Source organism: Microbacterium sp. Cr-K20, from assembly GCF_000708325.1.
Taxonomy (GTDB): Bacteria; Actinomycetota; Actinomycetes; order Actinomycetales; family Microbacteriaceae; genus Microbacterium.
Map to the genome: position 1 here is coordinate 16,230 of NZ_JARE01000078.1, position 16,772 is coordinate 33,001.

Annotated in this window: 15 protein-coding genes and 1 tRNA gene; 7 read left to right on the forward strand and 9 right to left on the reverse strand. The window is 67.9% G+C overall.

Features of this window, described 5'->3' with window-relative positions:
* Positions 1-20 precede the first annotated feature (20 nt).
* Positions 21-1,640 (forward strand): chaperonin GroEL, encoded by a 1,620-nt coding sequence (gene groL / locus GZ67_RS0118190; RefSeq protein ID WP_029262745.1) that lies wholly within the window; start codon positions 21-23, stop codon positions 1,638-1,640.
* A gap of 68 nt (positions 1,641-1,708) precedes the next feature.
* Here groL and GZ67_RS0118195 read toward each other — a convergent pair whose 3' ends face one another.
* The 3 genes from GZ67_RS0118195 to GZ67_RS0118205 all read right to left on the reverse strand — a co-directional run bounded on the left by GZ67_RS0118195 (position 1,709) and on the right by GZ67_RS0118205 (position 4,569).
* Positions 1,709-1,996 carry a WXG100 family type VII secretion target gene (locus GZ67_RS0118195; protein WP_029262744.1) on the reverse strand — a complete coding sequence of 96 codons (288 nt, stop codon included), beginning with the start codon at positions 1,994-1,996 and terminating at the stop codon, positions 1,709-1,711.
* A gap of 120 nt (positions 1,997-2,116) precedes the next feature.
* On the reverse strand, positions 2,117-3,817 hold the full coding sequence (locus GZ67_RS0118200) for a sensor histidine kinase (protein ID WP_029262743.1): 1,701 nt from the start codon (positions 3,815-3,817) through the stop codon (positions 2,117-2,119).
* Between the two features lie 59 nt (positions 3,818-3,876).
* The gene (locus GZ67_RS0118205; RefSeq protein WP_029273977.1) at positions 3,877-4,569 is read right to left on the reverse strand and encodes a response regulator transcription factor; all 693 of its coding nucleotides are present in this window, start codon (positions 4,567-4,569) and stop codon (positions 3,877-3,879) included.
* A 94-nt stretch (positions 4,570-4,663) separates the two neighbouring features.
* On the opposite strand from GZ67_RS0118205, the gene GZ67_RS0118210 reads away from it, so the two are divergent.
* The gene (locus GZ67_RS0118210; RefSeq protein WP_051662630.1) at positions 4,664-5,680 is read left to right on the forward strand and encodes a CPBP family intramembrane glutamic endopeptidase; all 1,017 of its coding nucleotides are present in this window, start codon (positions 4,664-4,666) and stop codon (positions 5,678-5,680) included.
* 24 nt (positions 5,681-5,704) lie between these two features.
* Here the strand turns inward: GZ67_RS0118210 and GZ67_RS0118215 are convergent, their stop codons facing one another.
* From GZ67_RS0118215 to GZ67_RS0118225, 3 genes are read right to left on the reverse strand one after another with little or no spacing between them, the layout of a single operon-like run.
* Positions 5,705-7,345: a DNA repair helicase XPB gene (locus tag GZ67_RS0118215; RefSeq protein WP_029262740.1), complete on the reverse strand. Its 1,641-nt coding sequence runs from the start codon at positions 7,343-7,345 to the stop codon at positions 5,705-5,707.
* A gap of 36 nt (positions 7,346-7,381) precedes the next feature.
* Positions 7,382-9,094, reverse strand: a complete 1,713-nt coding sequence (locus GZ67_RS0118220; RefSeq protein WP_029262739.1) for a helicase-associated domain-containing protein — start codon at positions 9,092-9,094, stop codon at positions 7,382-7,384.
* 10 nt (positions 9,095-9,104) lie between these two features.
* The gene (locus tag GZ67_RS0118225; protein ID WP_029262738.1) at positions 9,105-9,380 is read right to left on the reverse strand and encodes a hypothetical protein; all 276 of its coding nucleotides are present in this window, start codon (positions 9,378-9,380) and stop codon (positions 9,105-9,107) included.
* Between the two features lie 118 nt (positions 9,381-9,498).
* Between GZ67_RS0118225 and GZ67_RS0118230 the strand changes: the two genes are divergently transcribed.
* Complete coding sequence (locus GZ67_RS0118230) at positions 9,499-9,879, forward strand: cold-shock protein (protein WP_029262737.1); 381 nt, start codon at positions 9,499-9,501, stop codon at positions 9,877-9,879.
* Complete coding sequence (locus GZ67_RS0118235; RefSeq protein WP_029262736.1) at positions 9,863-10,432, forward strand: DUF3027 domain-containing protein; 570 nt, start codon at positions 9,863-9,865, stop codon at positions 10,430-10,432. Before GZ67_RS0118230 ends, GZ67_RS0118235 begins: the two co-directional genes overlap by 17 nt.
* 10 nt (positions 10,433-10,442) lie before the next feature.
* Here GZ67_RS0118235 and serC read toward each other — a convergent pair whose 3' ends face one another.
* A complete protein-coding gene (gene serC / locus GZ67_RS0118240; protein ID WP_029262735.1) occupies positions 10,443-11,555 on the reverse strand; it encodes a phosphoserine transaminase in 1,113 nt (370 codons plus the stop codon).
* A gap of 101 nt (positions 11,556-11,656) precedes the next feature.
* Here serC and GZ67_RS0118245 point away from each other — a divergent pair, with 101 nt between their 5' ends.
* The 3 genes from GZ67_RS0118245 to GZ67_RS0118255 all read left to right on the forward strand — a co-directional run bounded on the left by GZ67_RS0118245 (position 11,657) and on the right by GZ67_RS0118255 (position 14,275).
* Positions 11,657-12,358 carry a metal-dependent transcriptional regulator gene (locus GZ67_RS0118245; RefSeq protein WP_029262734.1) on the forward strand — a complete coding sequence of 234 codons (702 nt, stop codon included), beginning with the start codon at positions 11,657-11,659 and terminating at the stop codon, positions 12,356-12,358.
* A gap of 360 nt (positions 12,359-12,718) precedes the next feature.
* A complete protein-coding gene (locus GZ67_RS0118250; RefSeq protein WP_036303711.1) occupies positions 12,719-13,468 on the forward strand; it encodes a M23 family metallopeptidase in 750 nt (249 codons plus the stop codon).
* 309 nt (positions 13,469-13,777) lie between these two features.
* Positions 13,778-14,275 carry an HNH endonuclease gene (locus tag GZ67_RS0118255; protein ID WP_029262732.1) on the forward strand — a complete coding sequence of 166 codons (498 nt, stop codon included), beginning with the start codon at positions 13,778-13,780 and terminating at the stop codon, positions 14,273-14,275.
* 163 nt (positions 14,276-14,438) lie between these two features.
* Here GZ67_RS0118255 and GZ67_RS0118260 read toward each other — a convergent pair.
* Positions 14,439-14,511, reverse strand: a tRNA-Arg gene (locus GZ67_RS0118260).
* A 42-nt stretch (positions 14,512-14,553) separates the two neighbouring features.
* A complete protein-coding gene (locus tag GZ67_RS0118265; protein WP_036303709.1) occupies positions 14,554-16,740 on the reverse strand; it encodes an MMPL family transporter in 2,187 nt (728 codons plus the stop codon).
* Positions 16,741-16,772: the final 32 nt, after the last annotated feature.

Genomic DNA, 16,772 nt, shown 5'->3' on the forward strand with positions numbered 1-16,772 from the left:
CAGGAGGGACGAAAAAACTCATGGCAAAGATCATTGCTTTCGATGAGGAGGCCCGCCGCGGCCTCGAGCGCGGCCTCAACATCCTCGCCGACGCGGTCAAGGTGACCCTCGGCCCGCGCGGTCGCAACGTCGTCCTCGAGAAGAAGTGGGGCGCTCCCACGATCACGAATGACGGTGTCTCCATCGCCAAGGAGATCGAGCTGGACGACCCGTACGAGAAGATCGGCGCGGAGCTCGTCAAGGAGGTCGCGAAGAAGACCGACGACGTCGCGGGTGACGGCACCACCACCGCCACGGTCCTCGCACAGGCTCTGGTTCGCGAGGGCCTGCGCAACGTCGCAGCCGGCGCCGACCCCATCTCGCTCAAGCGCGGCATCGAGAAGGCCGTCGCCGCGATCACCGAGGAGCTCCTCTCGAGCGCCAAGGAGATCGACTCCAAGGAGCAGATCGCCGCCACGGCATCCATCTCCGCTGCAGACCCGGCGATCGGCGAGCTCATCGCCGAGGCGATCGACAAGGTCGGCAAGGAAGGCGTCGTCACCGTCGAGGAGTCGCAGACGTTCGGCACCGAGCTCGAGCTCACCGAGGGCATGCGCTTCGACAAGGGCTACCTGAACCCGTACTTCGTCACGGACCCGGAGCGCCAGGAAGCGGTCTTCGAAGACCCGTACATCCTCATCGCGAACCAGAAGGTCTCCAACATCAAGGACCTGCTGCCCATCGTCGACAAGGTGATCCAGGACGGCAAGGAGCTCGTCATCATCGCCGAGGACGTCGAGGGCGAGGCTCTCGCGACGCTCGTGCTGAACAAGCTCAAGGGCATCTTCAAGTCGGTCGCCGTCAAGGCTCCCGGCTTCGGCGACCGCCGCAAGGCGCAGCTGCAGGACATCGCGATCCTCACCGGTGGTCAGGTCATCACCGAAGAGGTCGGCCTCAAGCTGGAGAACGCCACGCTCGACCTGCTCGGCCGTGCGCGCAAGGTCATCGTCACCAAGGACGAGACCACGATCGTCGAGGGCGCCGGTGAGGCAGACCAGATCGAGGGTCGCGTCACGCAGATCCGTCGTGAGATCGAGAACACCGACAGCGACTACGACCGCGAGAAGCTGCAGGAGCGTCTGGCGAAGCTCGCCGGTGGCGTCGCCGTCATCAAGGCGGGCGCGGCCACCGAGGTCGAGCTCAAGGAGCGCAAGCACCGCATCGAGGACGCCGTCCGCAACGCGAAGGCAGCCGTCGAAGAGGGCATCGTCCCCGGCGGTGGCGTCGCGCTGATCCAGTCGGGCACGAAGGCTCTCGACGGCCTGACGCTCTCGGGCGACGAGGCGACCGGTGCGAACATCGTTCGCGTCGCGATCGAGGCTCCGCTCAAGCAGATCGCGCTGAACGCCGGTCTCGAGCCGGGTGTCGTCGCGAACAAGGTCTCCGAGCTCCCCTCGGGTCAGGGCCTCAACGCGGCCACCGGTGAGTACGTCGACATGTTCGCTGCGGGAATCATCGACCCGGCGAAGGTGACCCGCTCGGCGCTGCAGAATGCAGCCTCGATCGCGGCTCTCTTCCTCACCACAGAGGTCGTCGTGGCTGACAAGCCCGAGAAGGCTGCTGCTCCGATGGGTGACCCGTCGGGCGGCATGGACTTCTGATCCAGCCCTCATGACAGAACGCCCCCGGCTCCGGCCGGGGGCGTTCTGCGTTTTGTGTCGGGCGAGGTTCAGCGGAACAGGCTGGCCGAGTACTGGTCGGCGTCCGCGTACTGAGAGGCTGCCGACCCGAGCGAGGTGCCGATCGAGTCGAGCACCTGCTCGACATGGAGCTGCGCGCCCTGCCACTGCTCCGCACATCCCTGGAAGGCGGTGGATGCACTGCCGACCCAGGAGGACTGCAGCTGCCGCAACTGGGCCATGAGCGTGCCCGACTCGGTCTGCAGTCGTTCGATGGTGGCTCTGGTTGCTCCGTGCGCGGCGTGGACGGCTTCGGTGTCGACGGTGAAGACGGACATGAGAACTCCTTCTGTTGGAGTTCCGACGCTAGGCGGGCTGGCCCCGCCCGCTCCGTCCCCAGGCCACTCGCGCACAGCGGGTGTGCAGAACCACGAGCCACGGCGGGTCGTGCAGAGTCGTCAGGGCAGGTCGAGCCGTTCCAGGGGCTGGGTGTCCTCGAGAAGGTGCTCGGGTGTGGCGCGGGCAGGCGCGAGAGGAAGCGTGACCGTGAACGTCGCTCCACCTCCCGGAGTCTCCGAGACGTCGACGCCGCCGTGCAGCGCCTTCATGATCGACGCGACGATCGCGAGCCCGAGGCCGGAACCGCCGGTCTCGCGTGCGCGGGACGTGTCGGCGCGCCAGAAGCGCTCGAAGATCTGCTCCCGGATCTGCGGGGGGATACCCTCGCCGTGGTCCACGATCGAGATGCTGCCGGTGCCGAGCACGCGGTCAGAATCGACGACGATCTCGATCGGGCCGTCCTCGGGGGAGAAGCGGCGGGCGTTCCCCAACAGGTTCGTCACGACCTGCCGCACCTTGTTCTCTTCGCCCAGAACGATCGGCGGGGTGCGCACGGGGATGTCGGGGATCTCGGTGAAGTCGATCGCCGGTGCCGGATCCGGCTGCCGCGGACGACGCCGCAGGCGCGAAAGCGCGGTGCGGGAGAGCCCTCGTGCGGGCGGTGTCGCCGGCTGATCCGGTTGAGGAGCAGCCGTGTCCTGTAGCTGGATGGGCGACATCGCCTCGACCGTGCGATCGATCACCGTCACTGTCCGCCCCGGTGCTGCGGCGCGCAGATCGAGAGCGGCGTCCCGGGCGATCGGTCGCAGGTCGAGCGCGACGATCTCGGGCTCGCGCTCTTCGTCCAGACGTGCGAGCGCGAGGAGGTCCTCCACCAGGACACCCATGCGGATGGCCTCCTTCTCGATGCGCTCCATGGCTCTGGCGGTGTCCTCCTCGCCCTTGATCGCCCCCATGCGATACAGCTCCGCATAGCCGCGCACGCTCACGAGCGGCGTGCGCAGCTCGTGGCTCGCGTCCCCGATGAATCGTCGCATGTGCTGAACGCTGCGGTCGCGCTGAGCGAGTGAGCCGTCCACGCGATCCAGCATCGTGTTGATAGCTGTGTTCAGTCGCCCGACCTCGGTGGTCGGTTCGAGGTCGGTCAACCGCTGCCGGAAGTCGCCTGCCGCGATGGACATGGCCGTCGCCTCGACCTGACCGAGCCTGCGGAAGGTGAGTGTGACGAGCCCCCGGGTGAGGAGCGCCGCGATGAGGATCGTGATCAGCGCGATCGTGATGTAGATGCCGAAGTACTGGCTGATGATGCGGTCGGCGGGCGCGAGCGGCAAGGCGACCAGTTGGATGCGCAGAGCACCGCCCTCCGACCCCACCACCGCGACGGCGCCATGGAAGACGCTGCCGTCTGCGCCGGGGATCTCGAGCGGAATCTGATCGGTGTCTGCGGTCGCCTTGGCGAGTGAGTATTCCGAGGGGAAGAGAGGGGCCTGACCCGACGTGCCTCGCGCAGTGGCACGGAGCACCCCTGTCGCGTCGTAGATCGCGAAAGAGAAGTCCCGCGGCTTCTCTTCACGCGGCGTATAGGTCGTGACGCCGTCGACCGTCGTGGCATCGAAGTACCGTTCGACCAGATCGCTGGAGACCAGTGCGGGCAGCTGCGCATCGATGTTGGCGACGAGCGCGTTGCGGAGGATCGGTACGGTTCCGAGACCCGCGACGAGAAGACCGAGAGCGAGCACCGCCACAGTGACCCCGGTGACCTTCGCGCGCAGGCTGATGCGGCGCCACCAGGCGGTGACCGCATCGGGCTTGCTCGCCATGCGGTCCTCCTCGGGCGTTCTGTACGCCGTGGGACGGCGCCGGTGGTCGGGGTCGGTCGTCAGACCGACTTGCCGACCTTGAGCATGTATCCGAACCCGCGCTTGGTCTGGATGAGCGACTCTTCGGTGTGCGGGTCGATCTTGCGACGCAGGTACGAGATGTAGCTCTCGACGATCCCGGCATCGCCGTTGAAGTCGTACTCCCACACGTGATCGAGGATCTGTGCCTTCGACAGAACGCGATTCGGGTTGAGCATCAGGTAGCGCAGCAGCTTGAACTCGGTCGGGCTGAGTTCGATCGGCTCCTTGCCCACATGGACATCGTGCGTGTCCTGATCCATCGACAGCTCGCCCGCTCGGATGATCGACTCCTCGTCGGCCTGCATCGTGCGCCGCAGGATCGCCTGCGCCCTCGCGACGATCTCGTCGAGGCTGAAGGGTTTGGTGACGTAGTCGTCGCCGCCCGCGTTGAGGCCCTCGATCTTGTCCTCGGTGCCGTCCTTCGCCGTGAGGAACAGGATCGGTGCGGTGAACCCGGCGCCGCGGAGACGCTTGGTGACGCTGAACCCGTTCATGTCCGGGAGTATGACGTCGAGGATGATCAGGTCCGGCTCCTCTTCGAGGACGGCCGAGATCGTGGCGGCGCCGTTGGCCACCGTCTTCACCTGGAATCCGGCGAAGCTGAGACCCGTCGAGAGCAGGTCACGGATGTTGGGTTCGTCGTCGACGACCAGGATGCGCGGAGCAGTCATGTCCCCATTATGGTGACTTCGGCCATGCAGTTGCTGACTATTGTCCGGAACGGCGCGGAGTCGCGCACCTCTGCATCGTTGAGAGGATGGGAGCATGAGCTCGAACGAGGACGCCTCCGCCGCCCCCGCATCCGCCATCGCTCCGGCCGTGCCCTCGCCCGCCGAGCAGATCCCCTACCACCGTCTTGCACGCCTGCGACCGAGGTACCGCTGGTGGCGGATGCTCGTGACCGGAGTCGTCGGAGTGGCGCTCTACGTGGCGATCCTGCTCCTCCTGATCGTGCCGCTCGTCGTCGCCTCGCTGCTCGTGCCGGGTTGGGGAGCCGAGATTCAGGTTCTCCTCACGACGGTGCAGTACTTCGACCTCGATCGCCCCTGGCTCTTCCTCGCACTGGTGTTGCCCTTGATCCTGATGATCCCCGCGCTCCTGCTCGCGTCGCGCATCGTCGAGGGGCGCGGCGTCGGCCTGCTTTCCTCTGTCACCGGGCGGCTGCGGATGGGGTGGCTCGGCCGGAGCCTGCTGCTGGCACTCGCCGTGTTCGTCGTCTACTTCGCGGTCGTGCTCGGCGTGGCGGCCGCCACGGGCGAGGCGATCGTCGTCGACTTCTCCCACCCGGCGCTATGGGTCATGGTGCTGCTCGTGCTGCTGCTCATCCCGCTGCAGGCCGCCGCCGAGGAGTATGTGTTCCGCGGCTATCTGATGCAGCTCGTCGGTGGCTGGTTGCGGCATCCGGCCTTCGCCATCCTGCTCCCGGTGCCGCTGTTCGTGCTCGGGCACGGCTACGACATCTGGGGGGCGGCGAGCGTGGGCATGTTCGCGATCGTCGCCGCGTGGCTGACCTGGCGCACGGGCGGTCTGGAAGCGGCGATCTCCCTGCACATCGTGAACAACGCGCTCATCTTCCTGCTCGGCACCGTCAGCCTCGTCGATGCCAACGCCACCACGGGAACGCCCGTCGATCTGCTCGCGTCGACGGTCGCGATGGTCGTCTATGCGCTGCTCGCCGACCGGTGGGCGGGCAGGCTCGGCATCGTCCGCACAGCGAGCAGGGTGACGGGCGCCGGCGTCGGAAGCGGAACCCATCGCCTGGACCCGATGCTGCACGGCTGAGCGGTACAGCCGCCGGAGGGAGGCTCAGGCTGCGATCGCGTCCGAATCCATGATCGTGTAGCTGTACCCCTGCTCGGCCAGGAAGCGCTGGCGGTTCTGCGCATAGTCCTGGTCGATCGTGTCGCGCGCGACGAGGGTGTAGAAGCTTGCGGTGTGTCCGGACTGCTTGGGGCGCAGCAGTCGACCGAGTCGCTGCGCCTCCTCCTGGCGGGATCCGAACGAGCCGGACACCTGGATGGCGACCGAGGCCTCCGGCAGGTCGATGGAGAAGTTCGCGACCTTCGACACGACGAGGAGCGAGATCTCGCCCTCGCGGAAGGCGCGATAGAGCTCCTCGCGCTCGTCGATCGGGGTCGCACCCGTGATCTGGGGAGCATCCAGGGCGGCCGACAGCGACTCGAGCTGATCGAGGTACTGTCCGATCACGAGGATGCGCTCGCCCTGATGCTTCGCGATCAGCTCGCGCACCGCCTTGACCTTGGCCGGAGCGGATGCCGCGAGTCGGTACCGTTCGTCGTCGGTGGCAGCGGCGTACTCGAGGCGGTCGCTCGGCGGGAGGTCTACGCGCACCTCGTAGCAGGCGGCGGGGGAGATGAAGCCCTGCGCCTCGATCTGCTTCCACGGGGCGTCGAAGCGCTTGGGGCCGATGAGGCTGAACACGTCGCCCTCGCGGCCGTCCTCGCGCACGAGGGTCGCGGTGAGTCCGATACGGCGGCGGGCCTGGAGATCGGCGGTGAGCTTGAACACCGGCGCCGGCAGCAGGTGGACCTCGTCGTACACGATGAGGCCCCAGTCGAGGGCGTCCAGCAGCGCGAGATGAGCGTACTCGCCCTTCCGCTTGGCGGTGAGGATCTGATAGGTCGCGATCGTGACGGGCTTGACCTCTTTGGCCTGGCCCGAGTACTCGCCGATCTCTTCGGGAGTGAGGCTCGTGCGCTTCAACAGTTCGTCGCGCCACTGTCGTGCGGAGACGGTGTTGGTGACCAGGATCAGCGTGGTGGTCTTGGTCGCCGCCATCGCGCCGGCGCCGACGATCGTCTTGCCCGCGCCGCAGGGCAGGACCACGACGCCCGATCCGTCCTTCGAGAAGGCGTCGACGGCGTCCTGCTGATAGGGGCGGATGTGCCAGCCGTCCTCGGCGAGGTCGATCTCGTGCGGAGTGCCCGGTGTGTAACCGGCGAGATCCTCGGCAGGCCAGCCGATCTTCAGCAGTTCCTGCTTGATCTGCCCGCGCGCCCAGGCGTCCACCACGAAGACCTCGGGAGTCGGATGCCCGATCAGGAGGGGCTGAATGCGCTTGTTGTTCGCGACCTGGGCGAGTACGGCGGGGTCGGAGGAGCGCAGGATGAGGGTTCCCTCGTCGTCGCGCTCGATGACCAGCCGGCCGTAGCGGTTCACGGTCTCGCGCAGATCGACGGAGACCGACGGCGGAACGGGGAAGCGCGACCAGCGATCGAGTGTCTCCAGCATGTCTTCCGCGGTGTGCCCGGCGGCGCGTGCGTTCCACAGTCCGAGGCGGGTGATCCGGTAGGTGTGGATGTGCTCGGGGGCTCGTTCCAACTCGGCGAAGATCGCGAGTTCGTGGCGGGCGCTCTCGGCGTCGGCGTGGGCGACTTCGAGCAGCACGGTGCGATCGCTCTGGACGATCAGGGGGCCATCAGACATAGCTGTCCAGTTTACCGGTCGCGAGAGGCACTGGGCCTACGGCGCGACGATCGTCGCTGCGAGGATGCTCGACACCGGGAGCGTGCGCTCGACGTCGGCCGCACGGTCCCGGCCGCGAAGACGACCACCACCCATCCCCGTGGCTTCGAGGAGGAGTTCTCGGGTGGAGCCGTCCGGCATCCCGACCGTGACCTGGAGGACGGATTTCGCGCGCACCGCCGCCTCGAGCTCCCGGTCGAGCCAGGCGGCGTCGGCATCCGGGCCCTGGCGCGAACGCAGGCGTGTGATGAGGGGGGTGAGATCCATGGTGTCCAGGTCGGGCAGCGTCGCCGGGGCGGCGGGGTGCCGTTCGCGCACCAGGAGAGCACCGTCCGCGCCGACCAGAGTCGCCGGATACCTCGCGTCGGTGAGTGCCCAGTACACCGTCTCGCGGCTGACGCGGGTGGTGAGCGACCCGACGTGCACCGCGAGCGCGAGCGGACGCAGCGACTGGTCGACGGCCATCGCCTGGATGAGGTGCGAATCCGTGCTCTCGATCCGCGTGCGACCGGTCTCCTCGTCCGTGAACACGCGGACGAGGCCGTGCCGTTGAGCGGTCTGTGCGATCAGGTAGCCGAGCGGCTGCGGTATGCCTGTGAGGGAGAGGGAGCCGAGGAACTCGAGGATCGACTGCTCGGTCTCGCCGGCGACGAACGCGTGCGCCACCGATTCCGTGGTGAACCGGTACGACGATGCCTGGGCCGCTGACTCGCGGGCGGCGATCGTGCGAAGACGCACATCGAGTGCGGGTTCCAGCGGGCCGGGGGCGATCGCCGTGAGGTCGTTCTGCAGGAAGATCCGGTCCACTTCCGCCGGCAGCAGCCGCACGAGGGCCCGAGCGTCGGCATCGCCTCCGGTGCGCAGCCCGACGGCCCATTCCGGTTCGCTGCCGTCTTCGGCGATCAGCCCGAGCAGCCGCGCTGCCTCGTGCAGGACATGGGCGCGGTCGGGCCACGTCGGATCCCACGGATGCGCGTCGCTCCACGACTGTGGAGGCGTCCACCCGCCGTCGGGAGAACGGACGCCGCGCGGCAGGGCGTCGCGGAACGACGTCGCCAGCACGCTCCAGCGTTCGACCGCCGAGGAGCGCAGCCAGGCTTCTGCGGATTGGCTCGATCGCAGTCGGCGGTCCGCCGCGACCGCGAGCCCGGACTCGAGCGCGATCGACACGAGCGTGTCCACGATCTCCACGGGCACGCCGGCTTCGCCGAGCTGACGCTTCTCGCCCGCGTTCACGCCTCCGCCGGTGAGCAGCGAGAACGGATTCTCCCTCGCGACGAGAAGCAGGTCCGCGAGCACGGCGACCGTCGTGAACGCACGTTCTGCGGCGTGGGCCGATGCCGTCTCGGAGGAGGGGGCGGCGGTCGGCTGATCGGCCGGGAGGTCCGGAACCGAGCGCCCCGCGAGCGCTGCGGTCACGGGGGGATACGGGGCGCCGTCCGCCCGGAGCAGGGCCAGTGCCGTCAAGCTCTCCTCCTGCGCTCCGGCGCCCACGCCTGAGGCCGCGTCGATCAGCGCCTTCGCCTCCGCGGCGGTCAGCGAGGGAAGAACTTTCGACAGGGAGGTGGGGTCGAGGAGGGACTCGGCGGCGTCGAAGAAATCCTGCCAGCCGACGTCCGGTCGCACCCGGCGCGCCGTGAACAGTCGTCGGAGGTCATCGTCGCTCGCCTCCGACAGCCAATCCGCCAGCGGTCGCGCGTGAGTGCTCATGGCCGGTGCCTCACGAACGCGAAGACGCGCGGCCCTTCCGGATGAAGCTCATCGTGAGGAGGGCGATGATCATCACGAAGGCGAGAGGAAGGCCCCAATAGGGGATCGCGGCGATGAGGGGCCACACGCCATGGCCGAAAGCCTCTTGATCCATGCCGACCCAGGTGCCGATGATGATGGCGAAGAAACACACCACAGCGGCAGCGGCGATTCCGAGCGCGCCGAAGGTCAGGAAGCGGTCCACCCGACGGATGGGGACCTCCGGCTCGGAATTCTGCGTGCTCATCCGTCCCAGCCTACTCGCACTGCGCCCATCGGTTCCGCGGGCCGTGCGACCGGTAGGCTGGGGGGACGCGCACGAGCGCGTCCACTGTTCTGCATATCGATCTCAGCGAGGTTCTCCCATGCCCACCGGCAAGGTCAGGTTCTACGACGAAGACAAGGGTTTCGGCTTCATCGCCAGCGATGACGGCCAGGACGTCTTCCTGCACGCCTCCGCGATGCCTACCGGCACCGCTGTGAAGGCCGGTGCGCGCGTGGAGTTCGGCGTCGCCGATGGCAAGCGCGGTCTCCAGGCTCTGTCGGTGCGTGTGCTCGAAGCGCCGCCCAGCCTGTCGAAGGCCAAGCGGAAGCCGGCCGATGACATGGCGATCATCGTCGAAGACCTCGTCAAGCTGCTCGACGGCATCGGCGGAGACCTGCGCCGCGGGCGCTACCCCGCCTCCGGACACGGCCGCAAGATCGCTGCCGTCCTGCGCAAGGTCGCTGATGACCTCGAAGCCTGACGCCGACGCGCGTCTCGTCGGCGCCCACGATCTCGCCCTGGCAGCCCTGGGCGAGATCACTCCCGCGTCCACGATCGGTCCCGCAGCCGGGTACCTCATCGAAGAGGACGGCTCTGTGTCGTTGCGGTTCGAGAACCGTCTGGCCGGCTACCCCGGCTGGTACTGGACCGTGACCGTCGCGCAGGTCGATGATGAGGATCCGACGGTCCTCGAGCTCGAGCTTCTGCCCGGCGACGGAGCCCTTCTGGCGCCGGAATGGGTGCCCTGGGCCGAACGTCTGGCCGAGTACCGCGCGCATCAGGTGGAACTCGCGGAGGCCGCGGCCGCCGCGGGTGACGAGAGCGCCGAGGATGCCGACGATCTCGATCTCGATGACGAGGATGCTCTCGACGACGACATCCTCGACGATGAGCTCGACGAGGACGATGACCGTGCCGCGGACATCCTCCACGCAGGCGATCTCGACGGGGTCGACATCGATGAGCTCGACGAATCCGACGACGACGCCGACGCCCTGGATGCGGACGCCGCTGAGGTCGACGAAGAGGAGTGAGGGCGGGCGCTCAGGCGCCCAGGTTCTCCAGCACGAAGTCGATCGAGCGGGTGAGCTGACGCACGTCGTCCGGGTCGATCGACACGAAGGTCGCGACGCGTAGCTGGTTGCGTCCGAGCTTGCGATACGGCTCGGTGTCGACGATGCCGTTCGCCCGGAGGGTCTTCGCGATCGCCGCCGCGTCGATGCTGTCGTCGAAGTCGATCGTGGCGACCACCGGAGAGCGGTGTGCGGCGTCCGTCACGAAGGGCGTGGCGACCGACGACGCCTCGGCCCAGTCGTACAGCACCGAGGACGACTCGGACGTGCGGGCCGCCGCCCAGGCGAGCCCACCGTTGTCGAGGATCCAGCGCAGCTGGCTGTCGAGCAGGTGCAGCGTGGTCAGTGCCGGGGTGTTGAGCGTCTGGTTGAGCCGGGAGTTGTCCACGGCGTTCTTCAGGCTCAGGAACTCGGGGATGTACCGACCGGATGCCGCGATGCGCTCGATGCGCTCGATCGCAGCCGGTGAAACCGCCGCGAACCACAGGCCGCCGTCCGAACCCAGGTTCTTCTGCGGGGCGAAGTAGTAGACGTCGGCCTGAGCCGCGTCGAAGTCGATGCCGCCGGCGGCGCTCGTCGCATCGATGACGGTCAGCGCGCCGTCGGCGTCGATGCGGCGGACGGGAGCGGCGACGCCGGTCGAGGTCTCGTTGTGGGGCCAGGCATAGACGTCGACACCCGGCACGGGCTCGGCGACGGTCAGGGACCCGGGCTCGGCCTTGCGCACGTCGGGAGCCTCGAGCCAGGGGGCACCGGCTGCGGCGGCGAACTTACCGCCGAACTCGCCGAAGACGAGGTTCTGGCTGCGACGTTCGATGAGGCCGAAGGCCGCGGCGTCCCAGAAGGCGGTCGAGCCGCCGTTGCCCACCAGGATCTCGTATCCCTCGGGGATGCGGAACAGGGCGGCGAGCTGCTCGCGCACGCTGCCGACGAGGTTCTTCACGGGCGCCTGGCGGTGCGAGGTGCCGAGGATCGACGCTCCCGATGCGACCAGCGCCTCGAGCTGCGCGGGGCGCACCTTCGAGGGGCCGCAGCCGAAGCGGCCGTCAGCGGGCAGGAGGTCACCGGGAATCTCGATCGCCATGGGTCGATTCTAGAGGGCACCCGGCGGGTCGCCGGACCGGCGACGGATCCGATGTCGGTCCGGGAATGTAGGCTTGCCTAAGAACCCCGGAGGGCCTGCACATGACCGATCTGATCGACACCACGGAGATGTATCTCCGCACCATCCTCGAACTCGAGGAGGAGAACATCGTGCCGCTGCGCGCGCGCATCTCCGAGCGCCTCGGTCACTCCGGCCCGACGGTCTCGCAGACCGTGGGGCGCATGGAGCGCGATGGCCTCGTCATCGTCTCGGAGGACCGCACGCTCGAGCTCACCGACGCCGGCCGCCGCAAGGCCGTCGACGTGATGCGCAAGCACCGTCTCGCCGAGCGTCTGCTGTCGGATGTCATCGGACTCGACTGGGCATACGTGCACGAAGAGGCCTGCCGGTGGGAGCACGTGATGAGCGAGCAGGTCGAGCGCCGCCTGGTGGAGCTGCTCGGGCACCCGACCGAATCGCCCTACGGCAACCCGATCCCCGGCCTCGACCAGCTCGGCGACCTGCCGGCTCGCACCTTCGACGAGGGCGTCATCGGCCTCGTCCAACGACTCAACGCAGCGGGTGAGCCCGTCGAGGGGACCGTTCGTCGCCTCGCCGAGCCCGCGCAGGTCGACCCGGAGCTGCTGGAGCAGCTGCGCGATGCCGGTGTGGTTCCGGGTGCGCACGGCGACTTCCGCTTCAGTGAGGGGTATGTCCTCATCCAGATGGACGGCAAGGAAGACGGTCTCGAACTCCCCGTGGAGCTCGCATCGCACATCTTCCTCGTGGGCGAACCCGCCTGATCCGGCACGGATTCCGCCCCTCGCAGCGGCATGCGGAGCGCTCCTGATGCGGCCTCTGCGACGATTGTCAGGTTCCCGGGGTGACATGATCGTTATCTTCCGGTAACCTCGGTCGAGTCGCCAGCGAAGAAGCCCGCTGGAGATGGACCGCGAAGATACGCCTTTCAGGCTCGTCGTCTTCACGGCAGGAACGCACAAAGTACCCGAGATACGTTCGTGCCACGAAAGCAGAGTGCCGACGAGCCAGCGCTACCCGAAAGCGCTAGGGCCCAGGAGGACCACGTTTTGGCCGCAGATATCGAACAGCCCGCGAAGAAGACATCTGGAGACCGAGTGAGCGCACGACGCGCAGGTGCGCGGGTGACCGCTCGCAAGGCCGTCAAGCCACTCCGATCCATCGCCATCTTCGGGGCCGTCGGTGCGCTCGTCGCCGGCATCGCTCTTCCTGCCTTCGCGCAGTCGAAGCCGAGCGAAGCCGCTCCGACGACCCTGCAGCAGCTGGCCGCGGTCGACGCGCAGTCCCTGGTGGTGGCCTCGCAGGCCACAGCTGCTCCCTTGAGCCGAGGCTCCTTCAGTGCGACGACTCCCGAGGAGATCGCGAAGAAGAAGGCAGAAGAGGCCGCTGCGGCTCGCGCCGCCGCTGCCGCAAAGGCATCGACGGCGTCCTCGTCTGCCCAATACAACACGGCCGGCTACGCGCTGACCTCCCCGGGCTCGGGTGAAGTCCGCTACCCGCTCCCGATGGGCTCCTGGAACGTCAGCCGCACGATCGGCGGCGGCCACAACGGTGCCGACATGCTCGCTCCCGCGGGCACCCCGATCTATGCCGCCGCTGCCGGAGTCGTCCGCGCTTCCGCCGAGAGCATCGGCGGCTACGGCGTCGCCGTCATGCTCGACAGCGTCGTGGGCGGTCAGCGAGTGCAGACGACCTACGGTCACATGATCTACGGTTCGCGCCAAGTGCAGGTCGGACAGTCGGTAGCGGCCGGACAGTTGATCGGCTATGTCGGCAGCACCGGACGCTCGACCGCCAACCATCTGCACTTCGAGGTCTGGATCAACGGCGGACTCGTCGAGCCCATGTCGTGGCTCTCGGTCAACGCCGGCTGATTCCCGGACACGCCTCGCTCCATTCACCCGCCGTTTCGCCCCGCATGCAGCCGGATGGGTTAGCCTGATCCCGTTGTCGTACAGGTGGGAGAGGCTGATGGAGCGAATACCGACCATCCGAACCATGGATGCCCTCGGTCGTCACGTCCTTCTGCATAGCCCGCGGGGAAGCCACGGCGTCGCCGTGCGCGAAAGGCGCTGTCTTTAGACGGCGCCTTTTTTCGTCCCCACGATCGCTCTGCCACCTGCGCGACCTCGTGTGAGTCGAGAGTGCCGGGAAGCCGTCCCGGCGGATCGAGAGGATGACGAATGCGCACACTGGTCCTGAATGCCGGATACGAGCCGCTCGCGATCGTGTCGTTTAAGCGAGCCCTGGTGCTCGTGATGAATGACAAGGCGACCGTGATCGAACGCGTGGAAGACGACCCCGTCTGGGGCACCCACGGCGTGTATGAACGTCCGGCGGTCATCATCCTCGCTCGGTACGTCCGGGTGCCGACGAGCAGACGCGTGCCGGTCACTCGCCGCGGTGTGCTGCGTCGTGACAATCATCGATGCGGCTACTGCGGGAAAGCTGCTTCGACCATCGACCACGTGCTGCCGCGTTCACGCGGGGGAGCGGACTCCTGGGAGAACCTGGTGGCTTGCTGCCTCCGCTGCAACAACGTCAAGAGCGATCGCACACCGCAGGAGATGCGCTGGCAACTGCGCTTCACCCCTCGTCCTCCGCACGGTACCGCCTGGACGGTGCGCGGAACCGAGCGCAGCGACCCGCGGTGGGAGCCGTACCTGGCGTTGGCGGCGTGACGGCCGCGTGCCCTCGAGCCCTCCACGCGCCGCGGGATGGTGACGCGCGGAACGGTGGGAGCAGGGGGCGGCGCGTGGAGCGTCCTGGCCGGCGGGGCCCGCTGACGAAGGGCCTGAGACGTCGAAGAGGGGCCACCCTTCGGGCGGCCCCTCTTCGACGTCGTGCCCTCGACAGGATTCGAACCTGCGACCTGCCCTTTAGGAGAGGGCTGCTCTATCCCCTGAGCTACGAGGGCGTGCGTCCAGTCTAGGCGACCGTCCGCACGCCCCCTCGCGCATCAGTCCTCGCCGCGGCGCCACAGCTTGGAAGGCCACCAGATCGCCTTGCCGATGTCGTACGTCAGCGCGGGGACGAGCAGCGATCGGACGACGAACGTGTCCAGCAGCACCCCGAACGCCACGATGAAGGCCAGCTGCACCAGGAACAGGATGGGGATCACCGACAGCGCGGCGAAGGTCGCCGCGAGCACGAGACCCGCTGACGTGATCACCCCGCCCGTGATCGACAGGCCCCGCAGGATCCCCTCTCGGGTGCCGTGCTGCTTCGACTCCTCGCGGACCCGCGTCATCAGGAAGATGTTGTAGTCGATGCCGAGTGCCACGAGGAACACGAACCCGAAGAGCGGAACGGCGGGGTCCGCACCGGGGAAGTCGAAGATTCCGTTGAACACGAGCGCGGAGACACCCATCGCGGTTCCGAACGACAGGACCGTCGTCAGGATCAGCAGCACCGGCGCGAGGATCGAACGCAGCAGCAGCATGAGGATCAACATGATCACGAGGAGGATCACGGGGATGATCAGGTTGCGGTCATGGATGGAGGCATCGTTCGTGTCGATCGAGGTCGCGGTGACGCCACCCACGAGTGCCTTCGTGTCGCCGAGGTCGGAACGCACCTCTCTCACGGTGGCGGCCGCGGCGGCCGAGTCGGCCGCGTCGGTCAGCGTGCCCTGAAGCAGCACCTGCCCGTCGACCGTCGTGGGGTCGGGGGCGGGGGTGCCCGGCGGGCCGACGGCCGTGATGCCGTCCTCGGTGACGGGGGCGGTGCCGCTGGGGGAGTCCGCGGCGGTGACGGAGACCGCATCGATCCCGTCGTTCGCGAGCAGGACGTCCGCGGCATCCTGCAGTCGGTCCTCGTCGACGACCACGTACACGGGGCTGCCGGATCCGCCGGGGAAGTGCTCGCCCAGAGCCACCTGACCGTCGCGGGCTTCCGAGGCGCCGAGCACCAGGTCCGATTGCGGCACCCCGTTCGCGTCGAGCTGTGTGATACCTGCCGCGCCGGCGACGAGGACCAGGGTCGTCACGATCCAGATGACCCGTGGGCGCCGCTTGATGAGTCCCGCCAGCCGCGCCCACAGTCCCGTCGTGCGCATGCCGTGCTCTGCGGCGACCACTTCCGGTTCGAAGCGCGGGCGTCGCGGCCAGAACACGGCGCGACCGAAGAGCAGAAGCAGGGAGGGAAGCAGGGTGAGGGCGGACAGCATGGCGAAGACGATGCCGATCGCGGCGACGGGGCCGAGCGTGCTGTTCGACTTCAGGTCGCTGAGCAGCAGACAGAGGAGTCCGGCGATCACGGTGCCGCCCGAGGCCGCGATCGGTTCGACCGAGCCCTTCCATGCCGCCAGGAGTGCGACGCCCTTGTCCTGCGCCACCCGGAGCTCCTCGCGGAAGCGTGCGACGAGGAGCAGGGCGTAGTCGGTGGCGGCGCCGATCACGAGGATGAAGAGGATTCCCTGTGTCTGGCCGCTGAGAAGCAGCACCTCGAACTTCGCCAGCCACCACACCACGAGGAGCGCCACGCAGAGCGCGAAGAGGCTCGTCGAGAGCACGACCAGCGGCAGCAGGAACGAGCGGTAGACGAGTACCAGGATGACCAGCACAGCCAGGAGAGCGACGCCGAGGAGCAACCCATCGATCCCGGCGAAGCCCGCGACCAGGTCGGCGCTGAACCCCGCTGGTCCCGTGATGTACACGCTGATGCCGTCCGGGACGCCGGCGCGCAGTTCTTCGCCCAGTGCCGTCGTCGTGTCGGCCAGCTCGGCGTCGCTGTCGATCGGGATGAACGCCTGTACGGCCTGCCCGTCATCGGAGGGGAGGGCGGGAGACACGTCCTCGCCGACGCCCTCCACGGTCGAGGCCTCGGCCACCGCATCCGAGATCGCATCGAGTTCGCTCTGCGTGAGCTCATCCTCGGACGTGAAGACGGCGATCGCCGGGATCGAGTCGCTGTCGTTGAACTCACCGAGCAGCTGCTGCACCTCGGTGGCCTGCGCGGATTCGGGGAGGTACGTCGTCTGCTCGTTGGAGGAGACCTCATCGATCTTGCCGAACAGTGGACCGCCCAGAGAGGCGCCCACCAGCCACACGAGGATCAGAGCCACGGGGATGAAGACCCGCGCCCAGGAGTGCTGCCGCGAGCGCTCCCTGAGGGGTGGAGTCGGTGGGGAATCAGGGCGGGACATCAGGTGCCTTTCGGGGAGGACGGTCGTTCAGA

Coding starts and splice junctions, on each gene's coding strand:
- GZ67_RS0118220 (WP_029262739.1), bottom strand. CDS start 9,094: ATGAGCACTCACGCGCGACCGCTGGCGGATTGGCTGTCGGAGGCGAGC.
- GZ67_RS0118235 (WP_029262736.1), top strand. CDS start 9,863: ATGACCTCGAAGCCTGACGCCGACGCGCGTCTCGTCGGCGCCCACGAT.
- GZ67_RS0118255 (WP_029262732.1), top strand. CDS start 13,778: ATGCGCACACTGGTCCTGAATGCCGGATACGAGCCGCTCGCGATCGTG.
- groL (WP_029262745.1), top strand. CDS start 21: ATGGCAAAGATCATTGCTTTCGATGAGGAGGCCCGCCGCGGCCTCGAG.
- GZ67_RS0118200 (WP_029262743.1), bottom strand. CDS start 3,817: ATGGCGAGCAAGCCCGATGCGGTCACCGCCTGGTGGCGCCGCATCAGC.
- GZ67_RS0118215 (WP_029262740.1), bottom strand. CDS start 7,345: ATGTCTGATGGCCCCCTGATCGTCCAGAGCGATCGCACCGTGCTGCTC.
- GZ67_RS0118230 (WP_029262737.1), top strand. CDS start 9,499: ATGCCCACCGGCAAGGTCAGGTTCTACGACGAAGACAAGGGTTTCGGC.
- GZ67_RS0118245 (WP_029262734.1), top strand. CDS start 11,657: ATGACCGATCTGATCGACACCACGGAGATGTATCTCCGCACCATCCTC.
- GZ67_RS0118210 (WP_051662630.1), top strand. CDS start 4,664: ATGAGCTCGAACGAGGACGCCTCCGCCGCCCCCGCATCCGCCATCGCT.
- GZ67_RS0118225 (WP_029262738.1), bottom strand. CDS start 9,380: ATGAGCACGCAGAATTCCGAGCCGGAGGTCCCCATCCGTCGGGTGGAC.
- GZ67_RS0118265 (WP_036303709.1), bottom strand. CDS start 16,740: ATGTCCCGCCCTGATTCCCCACCGACTCCACCCCTCAGGGAGCGCTCG.
- serC (WP_029262735.1), bottom strand. CDS start 11,555: ATGGCGATCGAGATTCCCGGTGACCTCCTGCCCGCTGACGGCCGCTTC.
- GZ67_RS0118195 (WP_029262744.1), bottom strand. CDS start 1,996: ATGTCCGTCTTCACCGTCGACACCGAAGCCGTCCACGCCGCGCACGGA.
- GZ67_RS0118205 (WP_029273977.1), bottom strand. CDS start 4,569: ATGACTGCTCCGCGCATCCTGGTCGTCGACGACGAACCCAACATCCGT.